Source organism: Pseudoalteromonas sp. 10-33, from assembly GCF_001469195.1.
Classification (GTDB): domain Bacteria; phylum Pseudomonadota; class Gammaproteobacteria; order Enterobacterales; family Alteromonadaceae; genus Pseudoalteromonas.
The window spans coordinates 64679-90969 of sequence record NZ_LOFI01000012.1 but is presented as its reverse complement, the minus strand read 5'-3'; the positions used below and the strand labels follow the sequence as shown (position 1 = coordinate 90969).

At 39.4% G+C, this 26291-nt stretch carries 18 protein-coding genes; 9 read left to right on the top strand and 9 right to left on the bottom strand.

Features of this window, described 5'->3' with window-relative positions:
* Positions 1–15 precede the first annotated feature (15 nt).
* A complete protein-coding gene (carA, locus tag ATS76_RS08270) occupies positions 16–1152 on the bottom strand; it encodes a glutamine-hydrolyzing carbamoyl-phosphate synthase small subunit (RefSeq protein ID WP_058551747.1) in 1137 nt (378 codons plus the stop codon).
* Positions 1153–1514: 362 nt separating this feature from the next.
* A complete protein-coding gene (gene dapB / locus ATS76_RS08265) occupies positions 1515–2312 on the bottom strand; it encodes a 4-hydroxy-tetrahydrodipicolinate reductase (RefSeq protein WP_058404328.1) in 798 nt (265 codons plus the stop codon).
* A gap of 348 nt (positions 2313–2660) precedes the next feature.
* Between dapB and ATS76_RS08260 the strand changes: the two genes are divergently transcribed.
* Both ATS76_RS08260 and ATS76_RS08255 read left to right on the top strand, forming a co-directional pair.
* Positions 2661–3974 (top strand): Na+/H+ antiporter NhaC family protein, encoded by a 1314-nt coding sequence (locus ATS76_RS08260; RefSeq protein WP_058404327.1) that lies wholly within the window; start codon positions 2661–2663, stop codon positions 3972–3974.
* Positions 3975–4093: 119 nt separating this feature from the next.
* Entirely contained in the window at positions 4094–4882 is a 789-nt protein-coding gene (locus tag ATS76_RS08255; protein WP_058551746.1) for a hypothetical protein, read from the top strand.
* Between the two features lie 79 nt (positions 4883–4961).
* Here ATS76_RS08255 and ATS76_RS08250 read toward each other — a convergent pair whose 3' ends face one another.
* Positions 4962–6866, bottom strand: coding sequence for a hypothetical protein (locus ATS76_RS08250; RefSeq protein ID WP_058551745.1), 1905 nt, complete (start codon positions 6864–6866; stop codon positions 4962–4964).
* Positions 6867–6971: 105 nt separating this feature from the next.
* Positions 6972–7769, bottom strand: a complete 798-nt coding sequence (locus ATS76_RS08245) for a M48 family metallopeptidase (RefSeq protein WP_058551744.1) — start codon at positions 7767–7769, stop codon at positions 6972–6974.
* A gap of 180 nt (positions 7770–7949) precedes the next feature.
* Here ATS76_RS08245 and ATS76_RS08240 point away from each other — a divergent pair, with 180 nt between their 5' ends.
* Positions 7950–9152 (top strand): multidrug effflux MFS transporter, encoded by a 1203-nt coding sequence (locus tag ATS76_RS08240; protein WP_058551743.1) that lies wholly within the window; start codon positions 7950–7952, stop codon positions 9150–9152.
* A gap of 30 nt (positions 9153–9182) precedes the next feature.
* Here the strand turns inward: ATS76_RS08240 and grpE are convergent, their stop codons facing one another.
* Both grpE and ATS76_RS08230 read right to left on the bottom strand, forming a co-directional pair.
* Complete coding sequence (gene grpE, locus ATS76_RS08235; RefSeq protein WP_058404323.1) at positions 9183–9797, bottom strand: nucleotide exchange factor GrpE; 615 nt, start codon at positions 9795–9797, stop codon at positions 9183–9185.
* A gap of 58 nt (positions 9798–9855) precedes the next feature.
* Positions 9856–10821 carry an HrcA family transcriptional regulator gene (locus ATS76_RS08230; protein ID WP_058551742.1) on the bottom strand — a complete coding sequence of 322 codons (966 nt, stop codon included), beginning with the start codon at positions 10819–10821 and terminating at the stop codon, positions 9856–9858.
* Between the two features lie 174 nt (positions 10822–10995).
* Here ATS76_RS08230 and nadK point away from each other — a divergent pair, with 174 nt between their 5' ends.
* From nadK to recN, 3 genes are all read left to right on the top strand, one after another.
* Complete coding sequence (gene nadK / locus ATS76_RS08225; protein WP_058551741.1) at positions 10996–11880, top strand: NAD(+) kinase; 885 nt, start codon at positions 10996–10998, stop codon at positions 11878–11880.
* A gap of 78 nt (positions 11881–11958) precedes the next feature.
* Positions 11959–12516, top strand: a complete 558-nt coding sequence (locus ATS76_RS08220; RefSeq protein WP_058551740.1) for a hypothetical protein — start codon at positions 11959–11961, stop codon at positions 12514–12516.
* A 75-nt stretch (positions 12517–12591) separates the two neighbouring features.
* On the top strand, positions 12592–14265 hold the full coding sequence (recN, locus tag ATS76_RS08215; RefSeq protein WP_058551739.1) for a DNA repair protein RecN: 1674 nt from the start codon (positions 12592–12594) through the stop codon (positions 14263–14265).
* Positions 14266–14649: 384 nt separating this feature from the next.
* Here the strand turns inward: recN and ATS76_RS08205 are convergent, their stop codons facing one another.
* From ATS76_RS08205 to gltB, 3 genes are all read right to left on the bottom strand, one after another.
* Positions 14650–15672 carry a GGDEF domain-containing protein gene (locus ATS76_RS08205; RefSeq protein WP_235590920.1) on the bottom strand — a complete coding sequence of 341 codons (1023 nt, stop codon included), beginning with the start codon at positions 15670–15672 and terminating at the stop codon, positions 14650–14652.
* Between the two features lie 537 nt (positions 15673–16209).
* Entirely contained in the window at positions 16210–17625 is a 1416-nt protein-coding gene (locus ATS76_RS08200; protein ID WP_058551737.1) for an FAD-dependent oxidoreductase, read from the bottom strand.
* A 9-nt stretch (positions 17626–17634) separates the two neighbouring features.
* On the bottom strand, positions 17635–22092 hold the full coding sequence (gltB, locus tag ATS76_RS08195) for a glutamate synthase large subunit (RefSeq protein ID WP_058551736.1): 4458 nt from the start codon (positions 22090–22092) through the stop codon (positions 17635–17637).
* A gap of 877 nt (positions 22093–22969) precedes the next feature.
* Here gltB and ATS76_RS08185 point away from each other — a divergent pair.
* The 3 genes from ATS76_RS08185 to ATS76_RS08175 are packed head-to-tail and all read left to right on the top strand — an operon-like array spanning position 22970 to position 26287.
* The gene (locus ATS76_RS08185) at positions 22970–24223 is read left to right on the top strand and encodes an efflux RND transporter periplasmic adaptor subunit (RefSeq protein ID WP_058551734.1); all 1254 of its coding nucleotides are present in this window, start codon (positions 22970–22972) and stop codon (positions 24221–24223) included.
* A gap of 36 nt (positions 24224–24259) precedes the next feature.
* Positions 24260–24970, top strand: a complete 711-nt coding sequence (locus ATS76_RS08180; protein ID WP_058551733.1) for an ABC transporter ATP-binding protein — start codon at positions 24260–24262, stop codon at positions 24968–24970.
* 3 nt (positions 24971–24973) lie between these two features.
* The gene (locus ATS76_RS08175; protein WP_058551732.1) at positions 24974–26287 is read left to right on the top strand and encodes an ABC transporter permease; all 1314 of its coding nucleotides are present in this window, start codon (positions 24974–24976) and stop codon (positions 26285–26287) included.
* Positions 26288–26291: the final 4 nt, after the last annotated feature.

Genomic DNA, 26291 nt, shown 5'->3' with positions numbered 1-26291 from the left:
ATTACTCCAGTTAAATTAGTGTTTACGCGCTTGCATCAAATCGATGAAGTGGTCAAATAATGGGGCGGCATCGTGCGGGCCTGGACTTGCCTCAGGGTGACCCTGAAAACTAAATGCTGGCTTATCTGTACGATGAATACCTTGAAGCGTACCGTCAAACAGTGATTTGTGTGTTGCACGAAGCGTGCTTGGTAGGCTTGATTCTTGGGCTGCAAAACCGTGGTTTTGCGCTGTGATCATCACTACATCGCGGTCAAGATCTTTAACTGGGTGGTTACCACCATGATGGCCAAATTTCATTTTTTCTGTTTTAGCACCTGAAGCAAGCGCTAATAACTGGTGACCCAAACAAATACCAAAAATAGGCGTGTCGGTTTCTAAAAATGATTTGATAGCATCAATAGCATAGGTACACGGCTCAGGATCGCCAGGGCCATTAGATAAGAAAATACCATCGGGGTTTAATGCAAGTACATCAGCAGCACTGGTTTGTGCAGGTACTACGGTAAGTTTACAACCACGGTCAACAAGCATACGTAATATATTACGCTTAACACCGAAGTCGTAGGCTACAACATGAAACTTTTCATCGGCGGTATCTAAGGTTTTAAATCCCTCGCCTAATGCCCAGCTTGATTCGCGCCACTCAAAATTTTCCTTGGTTGAGACAACTTTTGCTAAATCCATGCCTTTTAAGCCTGGGAAGGCTTGCGCGGCTTGTAACGCTTTATTTTCGTCTAGCTCGTCACCGGCAACAATACAGCCATTTTGAGCGCCTTTATCGCGCAAAATGCGTGTTAGCTTTCGGGTATCGATGTCCGCAATACCTAAGATATTACGTTCTTTCAAGTAATCGTCTAACGATTGCTCGTTACGAAAGTTACTTGCTAGCAGTGGCAAATCACGGATCACTAGGCCTTTAGCCCAAATTTGATTCGCTTCTTCGTCTTCGCTGTTGGTACCCGTATTACCGATATGTGGGTACGTCAAAGTTACGATTTGTTCCGCGTACGAAGGGTCAGTCAAAATTTCTTGATAACCAGTCATAGACGTATTGAATACCACTTCACCGACTGACATGCCGTCAGCGCCGATTGCAGTACCGCGAAACACTGTGCCGTCTTCTAGGACTAACAGAGCGGATTTAGTCAAGTTAAACCTCCTAACAGTAAAAAACGGGAGTAAGCAAATTGCCTAACACCCCGCCAATACCCAGAGGGATCGTAAAAACCAGATTTTGTATGAGATTAAATTGTTTTACGCAGTCTTAAATGAGGCCGATATAACCACTAAATCTTCAACATTTTTTCTTGCCTAAAACTCTTATCATTCCCACTGAACCCCTGATTTTACTAGCCACTTGGGTATAATTGGAAACACGCATTTAGTAATTTTTGGCAAATTGGCTGTATACTACATGATGTTGTGTTTTAGGTCTAACATTATTTGGTAAATTATAATAAATAAGTGCTTTTAGCTAAAATCAGACCCAAACACCCAAAATAGATACTAAACTACTTTAAATCGAGCACATCTTGCATGTCATAAAGTCCTGGTGGTTTATTTTGCAACCAGCCCGCAGCTCTTACAGCACCTAGTGCAAAGGTCATTCTTGAACTTGCTTTGTGCGTTAATTCAAGCCTTTCCCCCATTGTGGCAAAGTATGCGGTATGTTCACCTACTATGTCGCCTCCTCTTAGGACTGAATAACCAATTTCGTTTTGAGATTTTTCAGTTTCAACTTGGCTTCGATCATACACAGCAACCTCTTCGTGGTTCCACCCTTTTGCATCTGCAATTGACTCACCAATTGCCAGTGCGGTGCCCGATGGCGCATCGATTTTATGACGGTGATGCGCTTCAAATATTTCAATATCTAAATCGTCACCAAATTTTGTGGCTGCCGTTTTAACTAAATTCAATAACACATTTACGCCAACACTGTAGTTACGAGCAAACACAATAGGTATATGTTTAGCAGCATTTTCTAATAATGCCATGTCATCGGTCGTTAAGCCTGTAGTTCCAATAACTAATGGAAGGGATTGTTCAACTGCATGCTTTAAGTGGTTACGCATACCCTCTGGCAGGGTAAAATCAATTAAAACATCAACACTTTCGAGTGTGTTTTCGTCGCTAAAACAGACGTTTTTATCGGCAGCACTATTTACTTGGTTTACATTAACTCCAATTAGCGATGACCCACTGCGAACATAGGCACCTGTTAGTTGTGTTTGCTCTTTTATAGTTGCGGCTTCCAATAAAGCTAAACCCATTCTGCCATTAGCACCAAAAACACCTATTCGAATCATCACTATGCCTTAATCTATTTTTGTTTAAACCGTAAACCGATCGTTTTATATATGTTGAGTGTATATATTGCTGAATTAACATCAATCACTGAAAGTAACTTACTTAGTAGATTTTATCTAAAAGTCATGTAATAGTCAGTCAAGCCTTTAATAAAAGAATAATAACAATACCAGTTTACTTTAGCCATCTATACATTTAAACTTCTCTTTCGCGTCGATTTGGTCTTTGGCTTGCGGGCGCTGCATTGCTCTACTATTTGTTAGCTTTTAACAACCTAGTTAGTCTTGCTAAATTCAGCTAAAAGAGGAATTTTTGGCTGTGGTAATTAATTGGTTTCGAGGATTATGATGCAGCCATCATTTAATAAAAATAAAGCAATACTTTCTTTACTACCCCTATTAACGTTTGTAGCCCTATTTTTAGGTTCAGGTTTATACCTGCAATCTCAAGGGGTTGATTATGCTTTTTATCAACTTCCAGCACCGGTGGCAATATTACCCGCCATTATGCTTGCCTTTATACTTAATAAAGGCTCTGTCAATCAGTGTGTCGAAACCTTTATAAAAGGGGCTGGGCATAACAACATTATTACTATGTGTTTAATTTACCTGCTTGCTGGTGCATTTTCCGCGGTAGCAAGTGCAACAGGGGGTGTTGACGCAGTCGTTAATGCCGGTTTATCACTAATACCGCCCGCTTTACTACTCCCTGGTTTATTTTTAATAGCCGCAGTTGTATCTACTGCCATGGGCACATCAATGGGTACTATTGGTGCAATTGGCCCAATAGCTTATGCGGTATCGATTAAAACAGGTATAGACCCTGCGCTTATGGCCGGTACTATTGTATCTGGTGCTATGTTTGGCGATAACTTGTCAATTATTTCAGACACCACAATTGCAGCTACGCGTACTCAAGGCTGTGAAATGAAAGATAAATTTAAAGAAAACCTCAAAATAGCGGTACCCGCTGCGGTTCTTACTATAGGTTTATTATTTTACCTTACTCCAGCAGCACAAGTGGTTGAGACACAAGATTACGACATTTGGTTAGTACTCCCTTATGCCTTTATTTTGGTTTTAGCTGTGGCAGGGTTAAATGTATTTGTTGTGTTATTTAGCGGCATTATATTTGCTGCATTAATGGGCTTTACCGGTAGCTACGAAGGTTCAAGCTTTGTAAAAGACATTTATCAAGGCTTTACCGACATGCAGGAGATATTTTTACTCTCTATGTTTATTGGTGGTCTTTCTGAGTTTATTCGCATCAATGGTGGACTTGATTTTATTGCTCAAAAAATTCAAGCCATTACCAAAGTTATTGCAAAATGGCACCGCAAAGTAGCTGACCAGCTTGGTATTGCAGCCCTTGTGATGACAAGTAACGTTTGTATTGCCAATAATACCGTTTCAATTATAGTGGCGGGACCTATTGCTAAAAAGTTAGCTGACGATGGTCAAATTAGTGGCAAACGCTCTGCAAGCCTACTTGATATTTTTGCTTGTGTAACTCAGGGCTCTTTACCTTATGGGGCACAAGCACTTTTACTTGGCGCTACGTTTAAAATTAGCCCATGGGAAGTCTCAACATCGTCTTATTACTGTTTCATTTTAGCATTTACCGCTATTGCAATAATTTGTTTGCGTCGTAATAAAGCTTAAAACCTTTGCCCCCCTGTTGCAGCTTAAAAACAAGCTGCAACATATTACTCTACATATTAATCACGTTTGCTATAATGCGCGCTTTCGCGTGTCAATCAAGTTATAGCTAAATACAAATTATGAAATTAAATAAAATACTCTCCTTTTTTACCCTTACATCTATTGCGTTATCGTCTTCTGCTTTTGCCGCTAATTGGAGCAGCACAGCATTACATATTAACAATGGCGACCAAAAAAACCCTTTTACTGAGCAAAAGTCTGATACGACAGTTTACTCTGTTCAACATGCATCAGGTTACGATTACGGCGATAACTTCTTTTTTATCGATTACAGTAAAGACAATACAACTGACGGCTATCAAGACAGTGATTTTTACGGCGAGTGGTATTCAACCGTCAGCTTATCGGCAATCAGCGGTGAAAAAATTGGCACCGGTGCGTTACTAGATGTTGGCCTTACTGGCGGTATAAATATTGCTGGTGATGCTAAAATGGTGAAATACCTGCCGGGTGTTAAGTTAAGCTGGGATGTACCTGGATTTAACTTTTTTCAAACAATAGTGACAGCTTATATTGACGACAGTGAAGGTGTCGCCAAAGGCGGTGCCCCCATAGAAACAAATAGCTGGATGTTTGATGTAGCTTTTGAATACCCTTTTACTGTTGGCTCACAAAAATTTAGCTTTAAAGGCCACGCCGAGTATATTGCTGAACGAGAAGATGAATTTGGTAACGATGTAGAAGCATGGGTACTCGCACAACCTATTTTAGTGTGGGACATGGGTCATGCCCTTAAAATGCAAGAAAACACACTATTACTAGGCATGGAGCTTCAATACTGGCACAACAAGCTAGGTACTGAAGTGACAGAAACCGTTCCGCAAGTTCATTTAGAATGGACCTTTTAAAGAACAAAGTAAATTAAGAAGTGCGAACCATTTCGCACTTTTTTAAGTTCAAAAATATATGTTTTATCCAAGTATTAACCTACCGACAATTAACTGAGAAGTAGTCGTCCCCGCTCATTACTTCTAACTCAGGAAAGTGTGTTATCAGACTATCATAGCTTTTTTTAGATTGAATTTTGAGTGCAAATGCAGCTCGAAGGTGTTGCGGTTCAATGCGAACTCCATTGCGAGTAAAAAAGTCTATAAATGCTTTATTTTTCTTATTTTCATAGGTAATTGGATTGCCGGAATGAATAGAAAGTTCTGAATAATTTTGGATAAAAAAATAAAAAGGATCCAGTTCATTCTCAGTATTAAAAGCAACACCATGCAGCCTAGTGTTTAATATATCGAAGGGTTCAAAAACGCCTTTAGCTGCAAAACTATTCAATAAACTCTGCGCATCTTTTAACTGCTCGAAATTTAATGAATTAAGCCACAATGTTAACCCTTTTAATCCTGCCAACCCTCCTAATAATTCCGAATGACTACTCGACGGTTTTAAACCCACATTACTTAGTCTAGCTATAATTTCTTGCTCATTTAAGCTAGTTGCTTGCAGGTAATCTCGAGCAAAAATAACTGCTAAAATAGATTTTGCTTCAGGTAACAAAATAGGTAAATCTAAGTTTTCTAAATCGAGCTCCTCCAACGAGGAGCTTTGATCAGCCATTGCTTGATTAATTATCTTACTCACTGAAGTCATCTGACTTTTTATTAACGGTGAGTTCTGTAAAGCTTTTTTATTTTGACAGTGCTTAAATTCAGGTGAAGATTTAATCTTTGCAATGAAAGGCTGGTCTTTAAATGTTTCAATTTCATTGGGTGTTAATTCACGGCTTGTAAGCCAATCCGTCGTTGATTGACACTTTTTGAGGTCCAGTTGTTGCTCGCCAGTTAAATTGTATTCTTTTATGTTCAGTTGCAATATAGGACTCGGTTTCTCTATATCATCGACTAAAACGATTTTAATAACTATTCCTTCGTTATTTAATTTCTCAACCCCCTTATTAACCTCTTCGTTACTAAACCAGGGATGTGTAATTTTTTGATAATAAACCTGCTTATCTAATAACCCTAAAAGAGTTAAGAACAATTTATGATCTGTTGGATTAGTAATTTCATAATCTTCACCACCTATAATAGTGAGAAAATTCAATGCTAATTTATTATCGAAGTTTACATCTGATAACTTTAAATCAGGGTAACGCTGCAAAAGCATAATAGCGGATTGTAACTGCTGTTTAGTCAACAACAGATTTAAAATTGAATTTAAAGGAGAAAGTTGATTATTGTTAAGGACATCATATGGGATTTCTGAAAAAGTCCGTTCAATTTCGTTAAAAATTTCAACGGCAGAGGTATTTGTTGAGCTGACCTTTTTGTAAAGCGTATCTGTGGGCAAGTTTTTCCAGAGCATATCCAAAGAGTCTGTGTAATCGACAACAGTTGTTATGTTTAAGTCAGGTGCGTTAACATAATCGTATTGAGCGATTAATCTTTCACTATTCGTTATTGATTGTAAAATCGGAAGCAGCTTTTCAACTGACTCTGCTAATGCCGCTTTATCATACCAAGTTTTAGCTACTGACCAGTAGCTCGAAAACCATATGGCCTCGGCGACCTGCTTTGCTGTATACCCGTTTTTAAAGGCTTGTGAAGCCTTGAGTTCAATATCACGCTCATTATTATCTCGTAGCTGATACTGTTCATAATTTAGTTCTTTGCATTGAGCCTTATTCGGGATATCAGTAGGAAATGGCTGTTTAACATAAATTTTTTTGGTATTTGTGTTATTCCCAAAATTAACTTTTGGCTTTTTAATATCAACATTGTCTTCTGTTGGTGTAAGCAAGGTTGAATTTGGACCCTTACTGGATAATACACTAAAAACTGTAATTAAGCTGATCAAAACAACGCTAGTTATTACAACTATTTTCTTCATCCTTGAATCTTCCTATTTTTAGCCTACTTCAAACTACATGTTTTCATTTTCAAGTTAATTGAAGTAGGCTCGCAAACTAATGTTAAACGAGTTTGTAAGGTTTTTTTAAAGCTTACACTGCGGATTTTTATCTTGTGCTTTAGCCTTTTTTTGCTCGCTAAGCGCTTTACTCATTTGCGACTGCAAATTTGCAATACGGCTCGTTGGTGCTGGGTGAGTAGACAAAAATTCTGGCGTTGCACCACTGCCCGCTTGGCTCATATTTTGCCAAAGTGTTACAGACTCTTTAGGATTAAACCCTGCTTGCGCCATAAGTTCTAAACCTATGGTGTCGGCCTCAGATTCATGTGAGCGACTAAACGGTAAAACCACACCATATTGAGCGCCCAAGCCCAGCCCTTGCATAATTTCATTGCGGTATTGCACATTACCCATTTCTAGCGCAACACTCCCCAATTGCATTCCCGTGCTTAACAATGAACTTTGTGACACACGTTCATTAGAGTGTTCTGCAATTACGTGCCCTACTTCATGTCCTAAAACGGTAGCTACTTGATCTTGATTAGTCGCTATTTTAAGTAACCCAGTGTGGACACCAATATAACCGCCAGGCAAAGCAAAGGCGTTTGCTGAGTCATCTTCAAACACGACCACTTCCCAGTTTTGAGATGCATACTCATTAGGTAGAACGGCAATTACTTTATTAGCAATACAATTTACATATGTATTGGTTTTTGGATCTTTATTAATTGGCTGATTTTTTTTCATGTCAGCAAAACTCGCAGTACCCATTTCACTCATTTGCTGATCTGAATAAAGCGCTATTTGAGTTCGCCCTGTTGGCGATGTTTTACACCCAGCTAAAACAGCCGTTGCTATTAGTGCCAATACCAATTTTTTCATTGTATTACCTTAAGTCATTTATACTGCAATTAGGATAGCAAACACAGTGCCAGTTTAAAATCATTGGTTTAAGTGAAGTGCTTTGCGATGAAGTAAGTAACCTACCAGCTAAACTAAGTTTATACATATACAATGCCCTGCTACACTATAGCCCTTGTTTTAGTTACCTTGAGTTTATGTATGGGCGCCTCGTCTACGTCTTTTAATACCCGTATTTTATTGCCTTTATTAGCCAGTATTGTTGCTATTACGCCCCTTGCAATTGATATGTACTTACCCGCAATGTTGGTCATTGCGAATAATTTACAAACAAGTATGCCAAACGTACAAATATCGCTCAGCATTTATTTAGCAGGTTACTCGTTAGGCATGTTGTTTTTTGGCCCAATAGCGGATCAAATTGGCCGTCGAAAACTGGCTAAAATTGGTTTAACGTTATTTGGATTAACCTCTACCGCGTTAGCATTTACAACAGAAATCCATACTTTTTGGGCACTAAGGGCAATACAAGCCTTTACTGGCGCTGCAGCTACGGTGGTTGTGCCAGGGATAATAAGGCATATTTATCAGCAAAATACGGCAAAAGGTATGTCGTATGTATCGATGATCATGATGGTTGCACCATTAATAGCACCATCTGTGGGCTCATTTATTTTAGGATTTTCTGTTTGGTCTACCATATTTTTAGTATTAGCAGCTTACAGCTTTATAATCCTTGTGTTTGTGCAAATATATTTAATTGATATACCTATTCATACCAGCGAAAAGAAAGGTTTAGCACTGTTTTTTGACAGTTATAAAACTGTTTTGAGCAATACCGATGCACGCGCAGATATTTTAAGCTCAATGTTTGTCTCGTTTGGCTTTTTTTGCTTTTTAACCTCAGTGCCTTTTATTTATTTAGACTTATACAAAGTGTCGGAGCAAGTGTTTGGGGTACTATTTGCCTTTAACGTAATGGCATTGATGTTTGGTAACTTTTTAAATACACGCATTGTGCCCCGTATCGGTTCACGCAAAATGTTATATATTGGCTTGGTGTGCGGTTTTATATCAGGGCTATGCCTTTTAACTTTTAGTATTTTGCATTTATCGCTTTACTATATAGTCGCTGCAATCGCACCATTAATGATGAGTTTAGGCGTAACTGCCAGTAATGCCGATTCATTAATACTCATGAAATTTGAAAAAAACACCGGCACAGCGACTGCCGTGATTGGTACGCTTAGGTTTGGCAGCGGTGCCTTGGTGGGTCCTATTCTTGCTGTTATGCATGCTCAAAGCTCGGTACCATTTTCTAGCCTCATGTTTAGCGCCGTGCTACTGACTATATTAGTGCAGATAATTCATTATAAAAAAGACAAAAAAAATGCCTCAATTTGAGGCATTTTTTAAATTTTATAAAGAGCTAAATTAAGCATCAGCTGCTTTTGAAACCATTACCATAGCTGGGCGTAATAAACGTCCATTTAATGTGTAGCCTTTTTGCATTACTGCCAATACAGTATTAGGTGTTACATCGTTGCTTGGCTGAATTGACATTGCTTGATGGAACTCTGGGTTAAATTGCTCGCCTTGTGGGTTAACAATTTCAACGCCAAATTTAGCAACAGCATCGTTAAAGCTTTTAACCGTCATATCAATACCTTCAAGCAGCGGCTTTAACGTTTCGTTTTCTTTATCAGAAAACTCAATAGCGCGCTCAAGGTTATCAATTACAGGTAGTAATTCGTTTGCAAACTTTTCTAATGCAAATTTGTGTGCTTTTTCTACATCTTGTGCAGCACGACGTCGAATGTTATCAACGTCGGCAGCGGCACGTATAACACCGTCTTTTTGATCTGCAATAGTTTGCTTAGCAGCTTCTAGCTCTGCGTAAAGCATCGCAATTTCAGCTTCAGGGCTTTGCTCTTGATCTGCTTCGTGTTGCTCTGCAGCTTCTACCGCTGCTTCAACGTCAGCTTCCATTTGAGCTACTTCTTCGTTTAGTTCTACTTCTTGCTCTGGGTTTTGTGTCTGCTCAGACATAAAATACGTGCTCCAATTCTTTTCAACTGCGGTAATTATGGGGATTGAATAAAAAGATTCAAGAGTTTGATGTCTCAATTAATTTAAATTCTTGGATTATTTGTTCTATTTGCGCTGATTTTGGGCAAATGATACAAAAGCGGCTTTGGTATTCTTGATTTTGAAAGTACGGGACGCTGATGGTTATTAAATCATTACACTCACTAAACGGAAGCTTTTTACCGCTGATCACCGATACACCATTTTTAAATGCCAGCGCGTCTTCAACAAAGTTCAAAAACGACACCCCAATATTTAAACTCTTTTCACAATTTATTTTTTTATAGAGGTAGTTTTCACCTACGACGATACTGTTGTCTGAGCCTAATTTTTGACTTAGCTGTCGTGTCCACTGAGTGAGCGAGTCGTGACAGTTTTTAGGCGCGGTGTTTGCCATTGCTTGCATTCTGTACAAGCCTTCCATCAATGTTTGTTGGCTAAACACTGTATTTAACCATGTTGCAAATTGGTAGCGAACCGTATCTGAGGCATCATGTGGCTTATCAATACAAATATTATGACTTTGCCCTGCCCGGTCTATCAACAAAATAAGCCAATCAGTAGAATCAAAATCAAGTACCTCGACTCTAAATACATGCTGTGAGCTCACTTGCGGCAAACCAACACAACAACACACCTGGTATTTTTGACTCAAGCCATGTGCTAATTCAACTAGCTGGGATTGTTCTGGCTGCCAGTAGTTAGCAATATCTGATAACGGAAAAAACTCATCAAACCAATAATTAAACCCTTCATCTGTAGGGACACGTCCTGCAGAAGTATGAGGGGAGTACAATAAACCCACTTTTTCAAGACGGGCCATTGCATTACGAACGGTTGCTGAACACACAGCCATGCTTTTTAGCTTAGCAATTTTTGTTGATGGAACGGGCAACCCCTCACCATTACAGTACATGTTCATTACAGCTGAGAATATTTGCTGATCGCGCGGGTTTAGTTTCATGTTATCTACATCTTGTTGCATGAAACTAATATCGGGGCATTTAATGTTATTTCAAGTCATGCGTGCCTTTGTTAAGCAATATAAAACAAAAAAATTAAACTAAATTGAATCAAACTCATTTAGTTAAAATCTGTATTTTCAAACACTTTGCTTTTGAGTTACTCTACAATTATTAAAACTTATTGTGTGCAGATTATGGATTCTCCTTTCAAAACTATTGGCCTTATTGGCAAACCAAATCATCCGAAAGCTGCTGCAACGCTTCAGCGCTTGCATACATTTTTACTGGCACTTGGTTTTGAAGTTATTGTTGAAAAGCGAACAGGTGGGCAATTAGTCGATGTGCCCAAAGAAAACCTTGTTAAACTAGTGGATTTGGGCGAACACGCTGACCTGGCAATCGTTGTGGGTGGTGATGGTAATATGTTGGGAGCAGCGCGTGTGCTTGCTCGTTTCAACATTGCTGTCATTGGCGTTAACCGAGGAAACCTCGGCTTTTTAACCGACTTAGATCCTGAAGGCTTTGAAGCTAGCCTCGAACATGTTCTGAGTGGCCAGTTTATAGAAGAAAACCGCTTTTTATTGGAAGTAGAAGTCTATCGCCACAATGAACTAAAAAGTGCAAATTTAGCGGTAAATGAAGCTGTATTGCATGCCGATAAAGTGGCCCACATGATTGAATTTGAGGCATTTATAAATAGCGACTTTGTATTCTCTCAGCGCTCTGATGGATTAATTGTATCTACACCAACGGGCTCAACTGCTTACTCGCTTTCTGGTGGCGGTCCAATATTAACGCCTGAATTAAATGCAATATCTTTAGTACCTATGTTTCCACACACGCTATCAAGTCGACCTTTAGTTGTCGACGCCGATAACGAAGTAAGGCTAAAACTTAGCTTAGAAAATACGGACAGTTTGCAAGTCAGTTGCGACAGCCACGTTGTGCTCGCCGTTTTACCCGGTGACGAAGTGGTAATAAAAAAAGCGGATAAAAAATTGCGGTTAATTCATCCAAAAAACTACTCTTACTACAACGTTTTACGTACAAAATTAAATTGGGGCAGCCGTTTATACTAATTTTATTGCTAAAGGTTTATCTTTAGCGCAAAATGCAGCTTATAACAACAATACACCAATTTTTAGGAACAAATAGCAATGACATATGTCGTATTTTTTTCTTTGCTACTGTTAATTACCCTTTTAGCAACCTACTTAAAAATAGAAAGCAATCGACGCAAAGCAATCGAAGCTCAAAAAAAACAATTTAATGAACGAGTGTCGCAAGTTGGCGGACGCCTAAAGTCAAAATTAAATGAATTAGTAGAGGTAAAAATTCTTCGTCCTAAATACGCACCGCGAATTCAAGCAATAGTGTCTAACTTTTTTGTTGTTCAAAAACACACGGACGAGAATTTACAAACCCTTGAAGATGTATCTGACCTATTAATCAATACACTATCTAACGAATTAACCAAAGCTAACCAAATTGGCAATGGCCAAAGTTTGGAGGAAAACATCCAGTATTTTGTGTCTGAACTTCCGCAGCAAGGTATTTCGTATAACAAAACGTTTTACTCAGAGGCATTACCAAACCTTATCGAATTAATAAAAACGAATGACACACCACAACCCCTTGATAATACAGAAAATGAATACTCTTCAGAAAGTCAAGACTCGAACAACCAGCTCAATCAACATGCTAATATGGCCTAAATAATCAAAAATTAATTTGCAAAAAAGCTAAACACTGTATAAATTACCAGTTAATTAACTGGATGGATAAACAGTATGTTAGTTGGTTTAGAAATTAAAAATTTTGCGATAGTTAGTAACTTAAGCACTGAGTGGCAAAATGGCATGACTGCCATTACCGGTGAAACAGGCGCTGGTAAGTCTATTGCTATTGATGCACTTTCATTATGTCTTGGAGAGCGCGCTGAAGCCTCTGCGGTAAGACCTTCTGCAGACAAAGCTGAGGTATGCGCTCAATTTGATATAAGCGCACTCCCGCTAGCTCAAGCATTTTTGGAACAACACTTTCTAACTAGTCCTGATAACGATTGCTTACTCAGACGTGTTGTATGCAAGAACGGCAGGAGCAAAAGTTATATTAACGGAAGCTCAGTGACTGCATCTCAGCTTAAAGAACTTGGTCAGTACTTAATCTCTATACATGGACAACACGCCCATCAACACCTTTTAAAAGCAGAACATCAATTACATCTCCTTGATGCATATGCTGGCCACCAAGCGCTGGTTACCAAAGTTAGTGAAAGTTATAAACAATTTGCTAGCCTTCAAAAGGAATTTAAACATTTAGAACAGCAACAACAGCAACAAGCAGCACAAAAGCAACTGCTAGAATACCAAGTGGCAGAGCTTGACGACTTTAACTTACAAGCAGGTGAGTTTGAGCAAGTTGAGGCTGAGCATTACAAGTTAAGTAACAGCCAAACAATTTTAGAGTCATGTCAAAAAGAGCTCCAATACCTGTATGAAGGCGAAGAGCAAAGTGCGTGTTCTGTATTACAGCACAGTGCACAGCAATTTGCAGATTTAGCGCAATATGATGAAAGCTTAGCCAGTGTCGCTACAATATTAGAAGAAGCGGCTGTTCAGGTTGAAGAAGCTAGCAGAGAAATCCGTAACTATACAGAACAGGTTGATTTAGACCCTGCGCGTTTAACTGAAATAGAAAACAGGTTAAGTGGCGCAATGGATTTAGCCCGCAAGCACCATATAAAACCGCAGGCATTAGTTGAATTTCATCAGTCAATTTCACAAGAACTAGAGTCTATTAGTAATAATAGTTCGCGGTTGGAGCAACTTGACTCTGAAATAAACGATGCATTACTTAACTACAAGCAAGCAAGTGAAGCGCTAAGTATTAGTCGCAGAGGGTATGCTAACACCTTAAACACCTTAATAAGTGAAAGCATGGCAAACCTATCCATGGAAAATGGTGTATTTGAGATTTCACTTATTGAAGAGCCAGAACGTGCACCCAACATTTTGGGCCATGATAGCGTTTCGTTTTTAGTGTCGACCAACCCTGGACAGCCCCTTCAACCTCTAGCTAAGGTAGCATCTGGTGGTGAGCTTTCACGTATTAGCCTAGCTATTCAGGTGATTATTGCCCAAAAAGTAACAACACCAACATTAATATTTGATGAGGTAGACGTAGGCATTTCTGGGCCTACTGCCTCTGCAGTTGGCAAACTATTAAGGCAACTTGGTAAGTCGACTCAGGTGATTTGTGTAACCCATTTACCGCAGGTTGCAAGTAGTGCACATCAGCAATTTTTTGTAGCAAAAGAAATTGCTAAGGGTGAAACATTTACCAACATGTTGGCACTAACAAAAGACGGTAGGGTCGACGAAATAGCAAGATTACTTGGCGGTGACAATATAAGTAAAACAGCAAAAGCGAACGCAAAAGAGTTAATAAAGGCGCATGTGTAAATTAAAGCTAATTAACTGCATAACGTGATTTCAATTTTAAATAAGGCGTTTTATGTTAAGTGATTCTGCTTTAACTTTTATGATTATAAGCTGGCTGCTAGTTTTAATGAGTATATTGCTAACCCTATTTAGCCGCTATAAACACACACAATTTAAAAAACACTTGATGGTTTTTTTAAATATTACCTTGCTTACTGAAATAACTTTAAGCATTTACAATTTAACGAGTAACCAAAATGATAACTTAAATAATTTCATTGTTGGTTGTACATGTGTTTTGCTGGCTCAAATACTGTGTAATGTATTTTGTTATATGAGTTTAAAAAGGCAAATTGCTAAGGTAAAGCCAACGCTTGATTCATTCTCAATGGAATAGCAATAAAGCTACTCGGAGCAAGTTCTATTTTTACCTTGCTCTTTTGCTTTATAAAGCAATTCATCTGCGCGCTTGATATCGAGATCTATAGAATCACTTTCACGGGATTGAACAACCCCCATACTTATCGTCAAGCTCAAGCTCTGAGAAGATGTATTAACCGGAAATTGTTTTAACGCAGCATGAATTTTATTTGCAATTTCTTCACCCTTTGCATTAAATACATGCGGAATGGCAATCAAAAATTCTTCCCCGCCCCAGCGAGATGCAACGGCATTATTTGGAGTATGTTGGTTTAAAATATTTGCTAGGTGAATAAGGGCTTCATCACCAAAGCTATGCCCGTATTCATCGTTAACTTTTTTAAAGTTGTCTACATCGCATAAAATAAGTACAAACGGTGTTTGCTCTTTGGTGAGAGCTAATTTAAATTCTTTTAACTTATTCATGGTGTAGCGCCGGTTAGGTAAACCCGTTAAAGGATCAATCGTCGCTAACAATTCATTTTTTTTACTTAGTGCTAATATTTTTTGATTATATTTTTCCCTTGAGTTTTCATAAAAACCACTCAACATTGCAACAATAATAAATGAGAACAAAATTCGATAAGGGAACTGACTGGGTTGGTAGTCATAAAAGCTGAAAGTATGAGCGCAATAAAAGGCCAAAACTACGGCGAGTAAAAATAATAAAATATCAAAAATACCGCGTCTTAAACCTCTAATCGAAAACGTAACTGGCGAAACGATAAAAATCCAAATAGGGCCGGTTCCCTGCGCGCCTCCAGTTAAAACCAGGTAAATCATCAATGCATATAAATTATAAAGTATTGCACTGGCTGATTTTTCTACCGATTTATAAATACTAAATGCCCACGCATAAATAAATGAGGAACACAGTAAGGTAAAAAATAAGAAATAATCGCTGTTGGAATAGGCTATGCAAGCCATCACAAAAGTAGCAATAAAGCCTATTGATGAAAAAAACCTAACTATCAGTTTTCTTTCTGGGTTGTTTGAATATTCATGCATAGTAAGCGCGATTTTTCTTTTATTATTGAATTAATTTTCAGCAAGGCTGCTACTAATTTTTCTTAGTAACACTCAATACTCTCCTTTTTCAGCAGTTAAATCAAGATTAAAGTATTACTCATGAAAAATTAATACTGGTACCTTTTAAGCGAATTATAACTTTATGAATTTTAAAACTACGCATTAGTATATTTTGTTCACTTAACCAAATTATTATCGATAACTAAAATAGTTAAAGTTAAAAATAAGTGATACTTATACCAATTTGCTTAATTAAGTGATCTATTTAGAGGCTGTGAAAACGTATTGATACTTGGCAATAAATTCGCTATTTATCTGTACTCAGCACTTGTTCCTGCATAGCTCTACCTTCTGCATCCATGCAGTCGGTAAATAAGATTTTTTAACGCAATTAGCGACACCGTTAGCCCCGCAAAATGATTAAGTATTATTGCGGATTGGTATTAATTAGTTAAAGGCACAAAAAAGCAAGCCACGTGGCTTGCTTTTGAATTATGAATTACTGGGCTAATTAAGTTAAACTTTTAAATAATCCATAATGCCTTCAGCTGCATTGCGGCCTTCAAAAATAGCAGTTACTACTAAATCTGAACCACGCACTATATCGCCACCGGCAAATATTTTAGGGTTAGTTGTTTGATGTGTGAATTCGCCTTGCTCTGGTGCATTAATACCGCCCCAGTGATTTATTTCTACATCATACTTTTCTAACCAGTCCATTTTGTGTGGCTTAAAACCAAACGCCATGATCACTTGCGTTGCGTCAATTATATGCTCTGAACCGGCTACCTCTTCTGCGCGGCTACGACCATTCGCATCAGGCTCACCCAGTTTAGTTTTAACCATTTTTACGCCTGCAACATGGCCATTATCGTCTAGAACAATACCTTTAGGTTGGACATTATATGTAAATATAACTCCTTCCTCTTTGGCATTTTTAACTTCACGCTTAGAGCCCGGCATATTTTCTTCATCACGGCGGTATGCACACGTTACCTTTGCGGCACCCTGTCGTATAGAGGTTCTCACACAGTCCATGGCAGTATCACCACCACCTAATACAACTACCTTCTGGTTTGCCATATCAATATAGGCTTGATTCGTTTCATCGTAGCCCATAACACGGTTAGTATTACCGATTAAAAACGGCAGCGCATCGTGAACACCCGGGGCATCTTCATTTTCAAGCCCTGCACGCATGCTTTGATACGTACCCACGCCCAAAAATACTGCATCATAATCAGCTAAAATATCATCCATAGTGATATCGACACCTACTTCAACATTCAGCTTAAACTCCACGCCCATTTCAGTGAAAATCTCACGGCGTTTTTGCATTACTTCTTTTTCCAGTTTGAAAGATGGAATACCAAATGTGAGTAGCCCACCAATTTCTGGGTGACGATCGAACACGACAGGTTTAACACCATTTCGAACTAAAATATCTGCACAACCTAAACCCGCGGGGCCTGCACCAATAATAGCCACTTTTTTATCCGTCCATGTCACGTAAGACATGTCTGGCTTCCAACCCATTTTAAACGCCGTATCGGTAATATATTTTTCAATATTACCTATCGTTACGGCACCAAACTCTTCATCAAGCGTACATGAACCTTCACACAAGCGGTCTTGCGGACAAACTCGCCCACACACTTCAGGTAAGCTATTTGTTCGATGAGAAAGCTCTGCGGCTTCTAATATACGCCCTGTGCGTATTAATTTTAGCCACTGTGGAATGTAGTTATGTACCGGACATTTCCATTCACAGTATGGGTTACCACAATCCAAGCAACGATCCGCTTGAGAGTTAACCTGATTTTCTGAAAAGGGTTCGTAAATTTCTACAAATGATTTTTTACGTGACGAAATTGGTTTTTTGCGTGGGTCTACACGCTGCACGTCTATAAATTGATATACATTTTCGCTCATACTGCCCCCTTATTGCGCCTGAACACGTAGTTCGGCACTACTGCGAGCGCGGTGCCCGAGTAAACTTTTTACGTCACTTGATTTAGGTTTTACTAATTTAAACATAGGTAAGTAAAGCTCAAAATTAGCTAAGATGCTTTCCGCTCTGCATGAGCCAGTTAGCTCTAAATGCTCAGCGATTAAGCCACGTAAATGCTCTTGGTGTGACGTTAATGCTTCTAATGTCACAACTTCGACAAGCTCTGGGTTTATGCGTTTTTCAAAATCGTTACGCTCATCTAAAACATAGGCAAAACCACCCGTCATCCCAGCCCCAAAGTTAACGCCAACATTACCAAGCACACACACTACACCACCGGTCATGTATTCACAGCCGTTATCTCCAACGCCTTCAACAACAGCTTGAACGCCTGAGTTACGTACTGCGAAGCGCTCGCCTGCGCAACCTGCAGCAAACAATTTACCACCCGTTGCACCGTATAGACACGTGTTACCAATGATCGTTGCTTTATGACTTTCAAATGATGAGCCCACAGGTGGACGTACTACTAGCTTACCACCAGCCATGCCTTTACCAACGTAGTCATTAGCGTCACCAACGAGGGTCATTTCAAGGCCACCTGCATTCCAAACACCAAACGATTGACCCGCCGTGCCATGTAGCTCAATGGCAACAGGATCGGCGGCCATACCTTGGTTACCGTGTTTATCAGCAATATAGCCTGATAACATTGCGCCAACTGATCTGTCTGTATTACAAATTCGGCTTACTAATGAAATCCCACTTGAAGCATCTATCGCTTCTTGCGCCTTTCCTAATAGGCTTTCGTTTAGCTCACCTAGATAATGTGAACTATTTGGTGCGCTACAAAACAGTGTCTCGCCTGTTGGATTATTTGGCTGTGCAATAACAGCAGATAAATCTATCTTTTTCTGTTTAGCTGTTTTGCCTTCAATTGCTTCAAGTAAATCAAGACGACCAATTAAATCAGTTAAGTTTGCAACTCCTAGGCTTGCCATAATTTCACGCGCTTCTTGTGCAATAAACTTAAAGTAGTTCATCGCCATTTCAGGTAAGCCGTGGTAATGCTTTTGACGAAGTGTTTCGTCTTGCGTTGCAACACCGGTCGCGCAGTTATTTAAATGACAAATACGTAAGTATTTACACCCTAACGCCACCATAGGGCCTGTACCAAAACCAAAGCTTTCAGCACCCAAAATAGCAGCTTTAATAATATCTAAACCTGTTTTTAAACCACCATCAGTTTGTAAACGAATGCGATGGCGAAGACCATTTTCAACAAGAGCTTGCTGGGTTTCAGCTAGACCTAATTCCCATGGACTGCCTGCATATTTAACAGATGTAAGCGGGCTTGCACCTGTGCCACCGTCGTAGCCCGATATAGTAATTAAATCGGCATACGCTTTAGCTACACCCGTTGCGATAGTGCCAACACCTGGTTCCGAAACGAGTTTTACTGATACAAGTGCTTTTGGATTAACCTGTTTTAAATCAAAAATTAGCTGAGCTAAATCTTCAATTGAGTAAATATCGTGATGTGGTGGCGGTGAAATTAACGTCACGCCAGGTACCGAATAGCGAAGTTTAGCAATATAAGGTGTTACTTTTTCACCTGGAAGTTGTCCACCTTCACCAGGTTTGGCACCCTGCGCCACTTTAATTTGTATTACATCTGCGCTACGTAAATAATGCGGTGTAACACCAAATCGACCTGAAGCCACTTGCTTAATACGTGAATTTTTCTCTGTTCCGTAACGAAGTTTATCTTCACCACCTTCACCTGAATTTGAACAGCCACCTAAGCGATTCATTGCAATTGCTAGTGCTTCATGAGCCTCAGGCGATAACGCACCAATACTCATTGCAGCTGAATCAAAGCGTTTGTAAAGCGCTTCTGCAGGCTCTACATCATCAATGCTAATCCCATTTTCTGGTAATTTAAGTGCCAGCATGTCACGCAATGTTGAAATAGGGCGATTGTTAACAAGCTTTGCATACTCGTTGTAATCTTTATATTCACCAGAGCGAACTGCTACTTGCAGCGTTTGAATTACATCTGGGTTATAGGCATGGTATTCACCACCATGTACATATTTAAATAAACCGCCGTGACTAAGTAACTTACGCTTGCTTAGTGCTAGCTTGTGTAGGCTTTGTTGGTCGTCATCAAAGTCTGTAAAACATGCACCTTTGATGCGGCTAGCCACACCTTTAAAACACATATCAACAACCGCATCAGATAAACCCACTGCCTCAAATAACATTGAGCAACGGTAAGAAGCGACTGTACTAATGCCCATTTTAGACATTATTTTGTATAAACCTTTGTTTACCGCTTTGCGATAAGCAAGGGTTACCTCGCAATAAGATTTATCAATGACTTTGCTGTCGCTCATCGCAACTAACGACTCATACGCTAGGTATGGGTAAATAGCGGTTGCCCCAAATCCAAGCAGCACAGCGAACTGATGCGGGTCTCTTACACTTCCTGTTTCAATTATGATGTTTGATTCACAACGTAAGTTATTATCAACTAAACACTTTTGTACAGCACCTACGGCCATAGCAGCAGGGATAGGTAGGTTTACATCATCAAAATTACGGTCAGTTAAAATAAGCATGATAGAGCCAGCAGCTGCTTTTTCTTTTGCTTTATCGCAAATGCGTTTAACTGCGTTTTCTAAGCCTTCCTCAACAGTGTAAGTAATATCAATTTTACAATAGCTGTAGTGCGCTTCATCTGCGTTAAGTAGCTGCTGCATGTCTGCATACATCAAAATTGGAGTATCAAACTGTAAGCGCTTAGCGTGGCCTGTTGTTTCGTTAAACACATTTTGCTCGCTACCAATACAAGTAGCCAAAGACATCACATGATTTTCGCGCAGGGGATCAATTGGCGGATTAGTGACTTGTGCAAATTTTTGACGGAAATAATCATAAAGTGAACGATGCCCTTCGCTCAATACTGCAAAAGGTGTGTCATCACCCATAGAACCGGTTGCTTCTTGCCCGTTTTCACCCATTACACGAATAACGCTATCCAACTCTTCGTTGGTGTAACCAAACATTTTTTGATATTTAGCTAACGTTTCGTCGTCAAATGAACGGTTGCCTGCATCTTGCTCTTTTAACTCTTCAAAAGGCGTTAAACGCTTAACATTTTCTTCAAGCCACGACTTATAAGGATGGCGAGACTTTAAATCTTGATCTATTTCATCTGAATGCCAAATTTTACCCAACTTGGTATCTATGACGAGTAATTCACCTGGACCAACCCGGCCTTTTTCAACCACTTCATCGGCTGTGTAATCCCAAATACCGACTTCAGAAGCCAGGGTAATAAAACCATCTTGTGTGATTACATAACGCGCAGGACGCAGACCATTTCGGTCTAAGTTACAGGCTGCAAAACGACCATCTGACATAACAATACCCGCTGGGCCATCCCAGGGTTCCATATGCATGGAGTTAAAGTCGTAAAATGCACGTAAATCGTCGTCCATGGCACGGTTTTTTTGCCATGCCGGTGGCACAAGCATACGCATTGCACGGAATAAATCCATGCCACCCGCTAGAAATAGCTCTAACATGTTATCGAGGCTTGACGAATCTGAGCCAGTTTCATTAACAAATGGCGCCGCGCTTTGTAAATCTGGGATAAGTGGCGACGAAAATTTATACGAACGAGCACGAGCCCACTGACGATTACCTTCGATGGTGTTAATTTCACCATTATGCGCTAAATAGCGAAAAGGTTGAGCTAGTGGCCAACGAGGCTGTGTGTTTGTTGAAAAGCGCTGATGAAAAACACAGATTGCGCTGGTCATACGGATGTCAGCTAAGTCTAAATAAAAATTAGGCAAATCAGCAGGCATCATAAGGCCTTTATAGATAGTCACTAACCCGGATAAACTTGCAATATAAAATGATTCATCGTCTGCTAAACGTTTTTCAGCACGACGGCGCGCTACGTATAAGCGACGCTCTAAGTCTTTTGAACGCCAACCCTCAGGCGCGCTTACAAAAATTTGTTCAAAACCAGGTAGCTGTTGCACCGCAATTGGACCTAGCATTGATGGATCGGTAGGCACTTCGCGCCAGCCTAAAATATTTAGCGTTTCTTTTTCTAATTCTTCGCTAAGAATTTGCTTTGCCGTTTGTGCTAAAACAGGATCTGAATTCAAAAAGATCATGCCAACTGCATAGTTTTTACCAAGGTGCCAATTATGCTCACTTGCAATAGCACGGAAAAAACTATCTGGCTTTTGCAAAAGTAAACCACAACCATCGCCTGTTTTACCATCAGCAGATATACCGCCGCGGTGTTGCATACGATCCAACCCTGTAATAGCAGTACGAATAAGCCGGTGACTAGCCTGACCATTAACTTGGGCAATTAAGCCAAAACCACAATTTTCTTTCTCTAATTTCGAGTCGTATAACATAGACCCCTCCCCTTGCTGCACTGTTAGCGTTAATGAACTGCTCGACGATTTGCTAACAGCCGGTCAAAACTAGCCTCTATATTAAATAGAGTCAACAGTAATTTGAATACATATTCACATTCTTGAATATTTCTCACTTCATAGCAAGATTTCTTTTTTATCATTTTTATTAACATTTAGCGGTGTTTTCACCGTTATTTTTTCATGACACTGGTGTCAAGTTTAACATTTTGTAAAAATAGCCATAAATAAAAATACAGTTTACGTAAACGTAAACCTCAGTATTAGTGAATAAATATTCAATCGCAGGGTTGTTGTAAAGTGCTCGGATTATGCAAATAATATAACCCCCTTTCATTAACGTATTATAAAACGGATAAATAAAGGCAGAATTATGTTCTTTATTACTCATTCGGCTTAATAATTATCATTTAATGACTAAATACTTTGATTAATTATTCGCAAACAGAAGAAAACTTTATCAGGCAAGACTTGAATCTCATCCTTCTATTTAATCGCCTGAGTAGCTTACCTTTAAACACGCTTACATTTTTGATTTCACTGAAGCGCCTACGTTATTGGTTACCTTGCTTCCGCAACACAGAACTTACTCTTTATATATTGCTTTTAAGGTGTCCGCAGCGGACACATAAAGTGTCCGCGGACGTATCATTTTAAAAAATAAATCATCAAGCTATTTAATATCAATAACTTAACTTTTGGCATGCTAATCGTATATGTAATTTAGTCATTATTATTTGGAAGAATTATGTTCACTTTAAGCTTGTTTTTACTCTCGCCTATGGCCGCTATTTTTGCAGCATCACTTTATGTCATGTTTGAAAAAAATATAAATTCATTTAGCTAAGGTTCAATAATGATTAAAGATACCAGTGCTCAAGACATACAAGTTAATAAACCTGAAAACTATAAAAAACGTCTTCTTTTAATTATCGCTGCGTTATTACTTATTATTTCTGCTATTTATGGCGTTATGTCAGGCTCTGATGCAACCAGCTCATTTAGTAGAGAAAAGGTGCAAATAGCAAAAGTAGAAATTAAAACGCTTGTCCGTGACGTAGCCGCAAGTGGAAAAATCGTTGCCGCCAACGCGCCAAGTATTTACAGCCCAGAGCGAGGCTTTGTTAGCTTGCACGTTAAAGCCGGCGATACCGTTACCAAAGGCGACGAGCTCGCTTTACTTCATAGCCCTGAACTTACTAATGAATTAAAACAACAACAATCTGTTCTGCAACGATTAGAAGGTGAACTTAAGAGGCAACACTTACAATCAAGAAGAGATACTTTAACTCTTACAAAAACACTCGATATGGCCAGTGTAGAATTAAACGCAGCACAAAGAGAAAATCGCCGCGCAAAGCTATCAATTAAAAAGCATTTAATTAGTCAAATAGACCTTGAAAAAGCAATAGATGACTTATCACGAGCACAACTTACTTATAAACACGCGCAACAAGAAGTGGCGCTTGCTAAAGATACACTCGCATTTGAATTGCAAGCCGCTAAAAGTGATGTAGAACGCCAGCAGCTTATTGTTGATGATTTACATAGAAAAGTAAGTGAGCTGTCAATTAGAGCAACAGTTACAGGTATTGTTGGTAATTTGCTTGTGCAACAAAAAGCAGCGGTTACACAAAGTCAGCCTTTAATGACACTGGTTGATTTAAGTCATTTTGAAGCGCAATTACAGGTGCCAGAAAGTTATGCAAACGAACTAGGGTTAGGGATGGACGTAGAACTTAAATTAGGAAACGAAACAATAATGGGCGTGCTATCAGCTATATCGCCAGAAGTTAATAATCGTGAAGTAACCACACGGGTTCGTTTTGCAGGCAACAGCAATAATATTCGTCAAAATCAACGTTTGACTGCTCGCATTTTGCTCGACAATCGCCAAAATGTGCTGCAAGTGCAGCGAGGAGCCTTTATGCAACAAGGTGGCATTGTTGCTTATAAAATAGACGACAACGTTGCAAGGCGTGTACCTATAACCGTAGGTGCCACCAGCATTAATGCTGTAGAGGTTTTAACCGGCTTAAATGAAAATGACGAAATAATAATTTCTAGCTACAACCAATTTAATCAAGCAGATACGCTTTTACTAAATTAATAACGCTCCCAACCAGCGCCAAGTTAAGGAAAAATCATGTTACAAATGAATAATATAAGTAAAGTATACCAAACTGAAATGGTTCAAACTCACGCATTAAGGGACTTTAATTTAAATGTAAATGAAGGTGAATTTATAGCTGTCACAGGCCCGAGCGGCTCTGGGAAAACAACCTTTTTAAATATTGCAGGAATGTTAGAACCATTTAGTGAAGGTGACTATATTTTGGATGGTGTCAATGTTGGTAGTTTAAACGACAACCAACGTGCCGATTGTCGAAATCAAAAAATTGGTTTTATTTTTCAGGGTTTTAATTTAATACCCGATTTAAATTTATATGAAAATATTGAAGTACCTCTTCGCTACAGAGGCATTAAAGCAAAAGAACGTAAACGCAGAATAGAGCAGTGTTTAGAACAAGTAGGCTTAGCCTCTCGCGCTAAACACTTACCTCAACAGCTTTCTGGCGGCCAACAACAACGTGTGGCAATAGCCCGCGCACTTGCCGGAGAACCTCGTTTTTTACTTGCCGATGAGCCCACCGGTAACTTAGACAGCCTGATGGCTCGCCAAGTCATGGAGTTACTTGAACAAATACATCGCGATGGCGCCACTATTATAATGGTGACACATGATAGCGAATTAGCCCGCCGTGCACCGCGCAACATTCAGGTAGTTGATGGACAACTTGCCGACTTTACTTTGTACCAAGGTGCACAGCCAATAAAAGTAACACAAGGAGTATAACTCATGCTGGTTCATTACATTGACCTGAGTTGGCGTAGCTTAAAGCGCACACCACTTGTAAGCTCTTTAATGGTACTTGCTATAGCAATAGGTATTGGCATCACCATGACTAGTTTGAGCGTGTATCACATGATGTCGGCCGATCCAATTCCACAAAAAAGCAGCCAGCTTTTTAGTGTGCAATTACAAATAATGGATGATGGAAGTACATGGTGGACATCAGATAACCTGCCTCTTCAACTAACGTATCAAGATGCTGCAAATCTTTATCAGTCTCAATTAGGTGCTCAACGTTTAAAAATGGTGCGAAGTGGTTTTTCTGTATACATAGAGTCAGACAAAGTAAAACCGTTTAGTCAAAGTGCAAGACTTACTACTCCTGAATTTTTTAATATGTTTGACCTCGAATTTATTCATGGTAGCAAGTGGTCACAGCAGCAAGAAGACGATGCAGCGCCCGTTGTTGTAATTAGTGAGGAGTTAAACGATAAGTTATTTGCTGGCAAAAATTCAGTAGGTCAGATTATCTATCTTGACGATGCAAGTTACGAAGTAATTGGTGTTACAAAAAACTGGCCACTAACCATTAAATATTACGATTTAAACAATGGCGCATTTAACGATCCCGAACAACTTTTTATGCCATTTGGCCTTCTTGAAGCAAAACAACTGGATAATTGGGGCAATACTAATGGTTGGAAGCATGAAGATGTTCGAAGTTTTTCTGCCAAGTTACAATCAGAAATGGTTTGGATTCAATTCTGGGTTGAGTTAACCACCGAGCAACAAAAAAATGATTACGAGAATTATTTATTAGCGTATATGCAAGAACAGCAAAAGCTTGGTCGATTTGATCGCAAAGAGCTCGCCTTCAGCATTCGAGATGTTAACCAATGGATGGCTTACAATAATGTGGTTAGTGAAGATAACAAAATTTTAGTGGCACTTAGTTTTATGTTTTTAGCTGTGTGTTTGGCTAATATTCTTGGCCTACTACTTGCCAAATTTTTACGTCGAGCGCCGGAGGTTGGTATACGCCGTGCACTTGGTGCTAATAAGCGCCAGATTTTTATGCAGCATATCGTTGAAGTGGCTATGTTAGGGCTTTTGGGCGGGCTACTGGGAATTCTATTTGCTCAGCTGGGTCTATTAGGCGTTCGTCAGAGCTACAGTTATTACGAAAGCTTAGCGACGATGGATTTAAGTATGCTACTAAGCGCCCCTGTTATTGCTATCAGTACCTGTATAATTGCCGGGCTTTACCCTGCTTGGCTGGTATGTAAAACCAACCCTGCAATTTATCTAAAAAGCCAATAAGGAC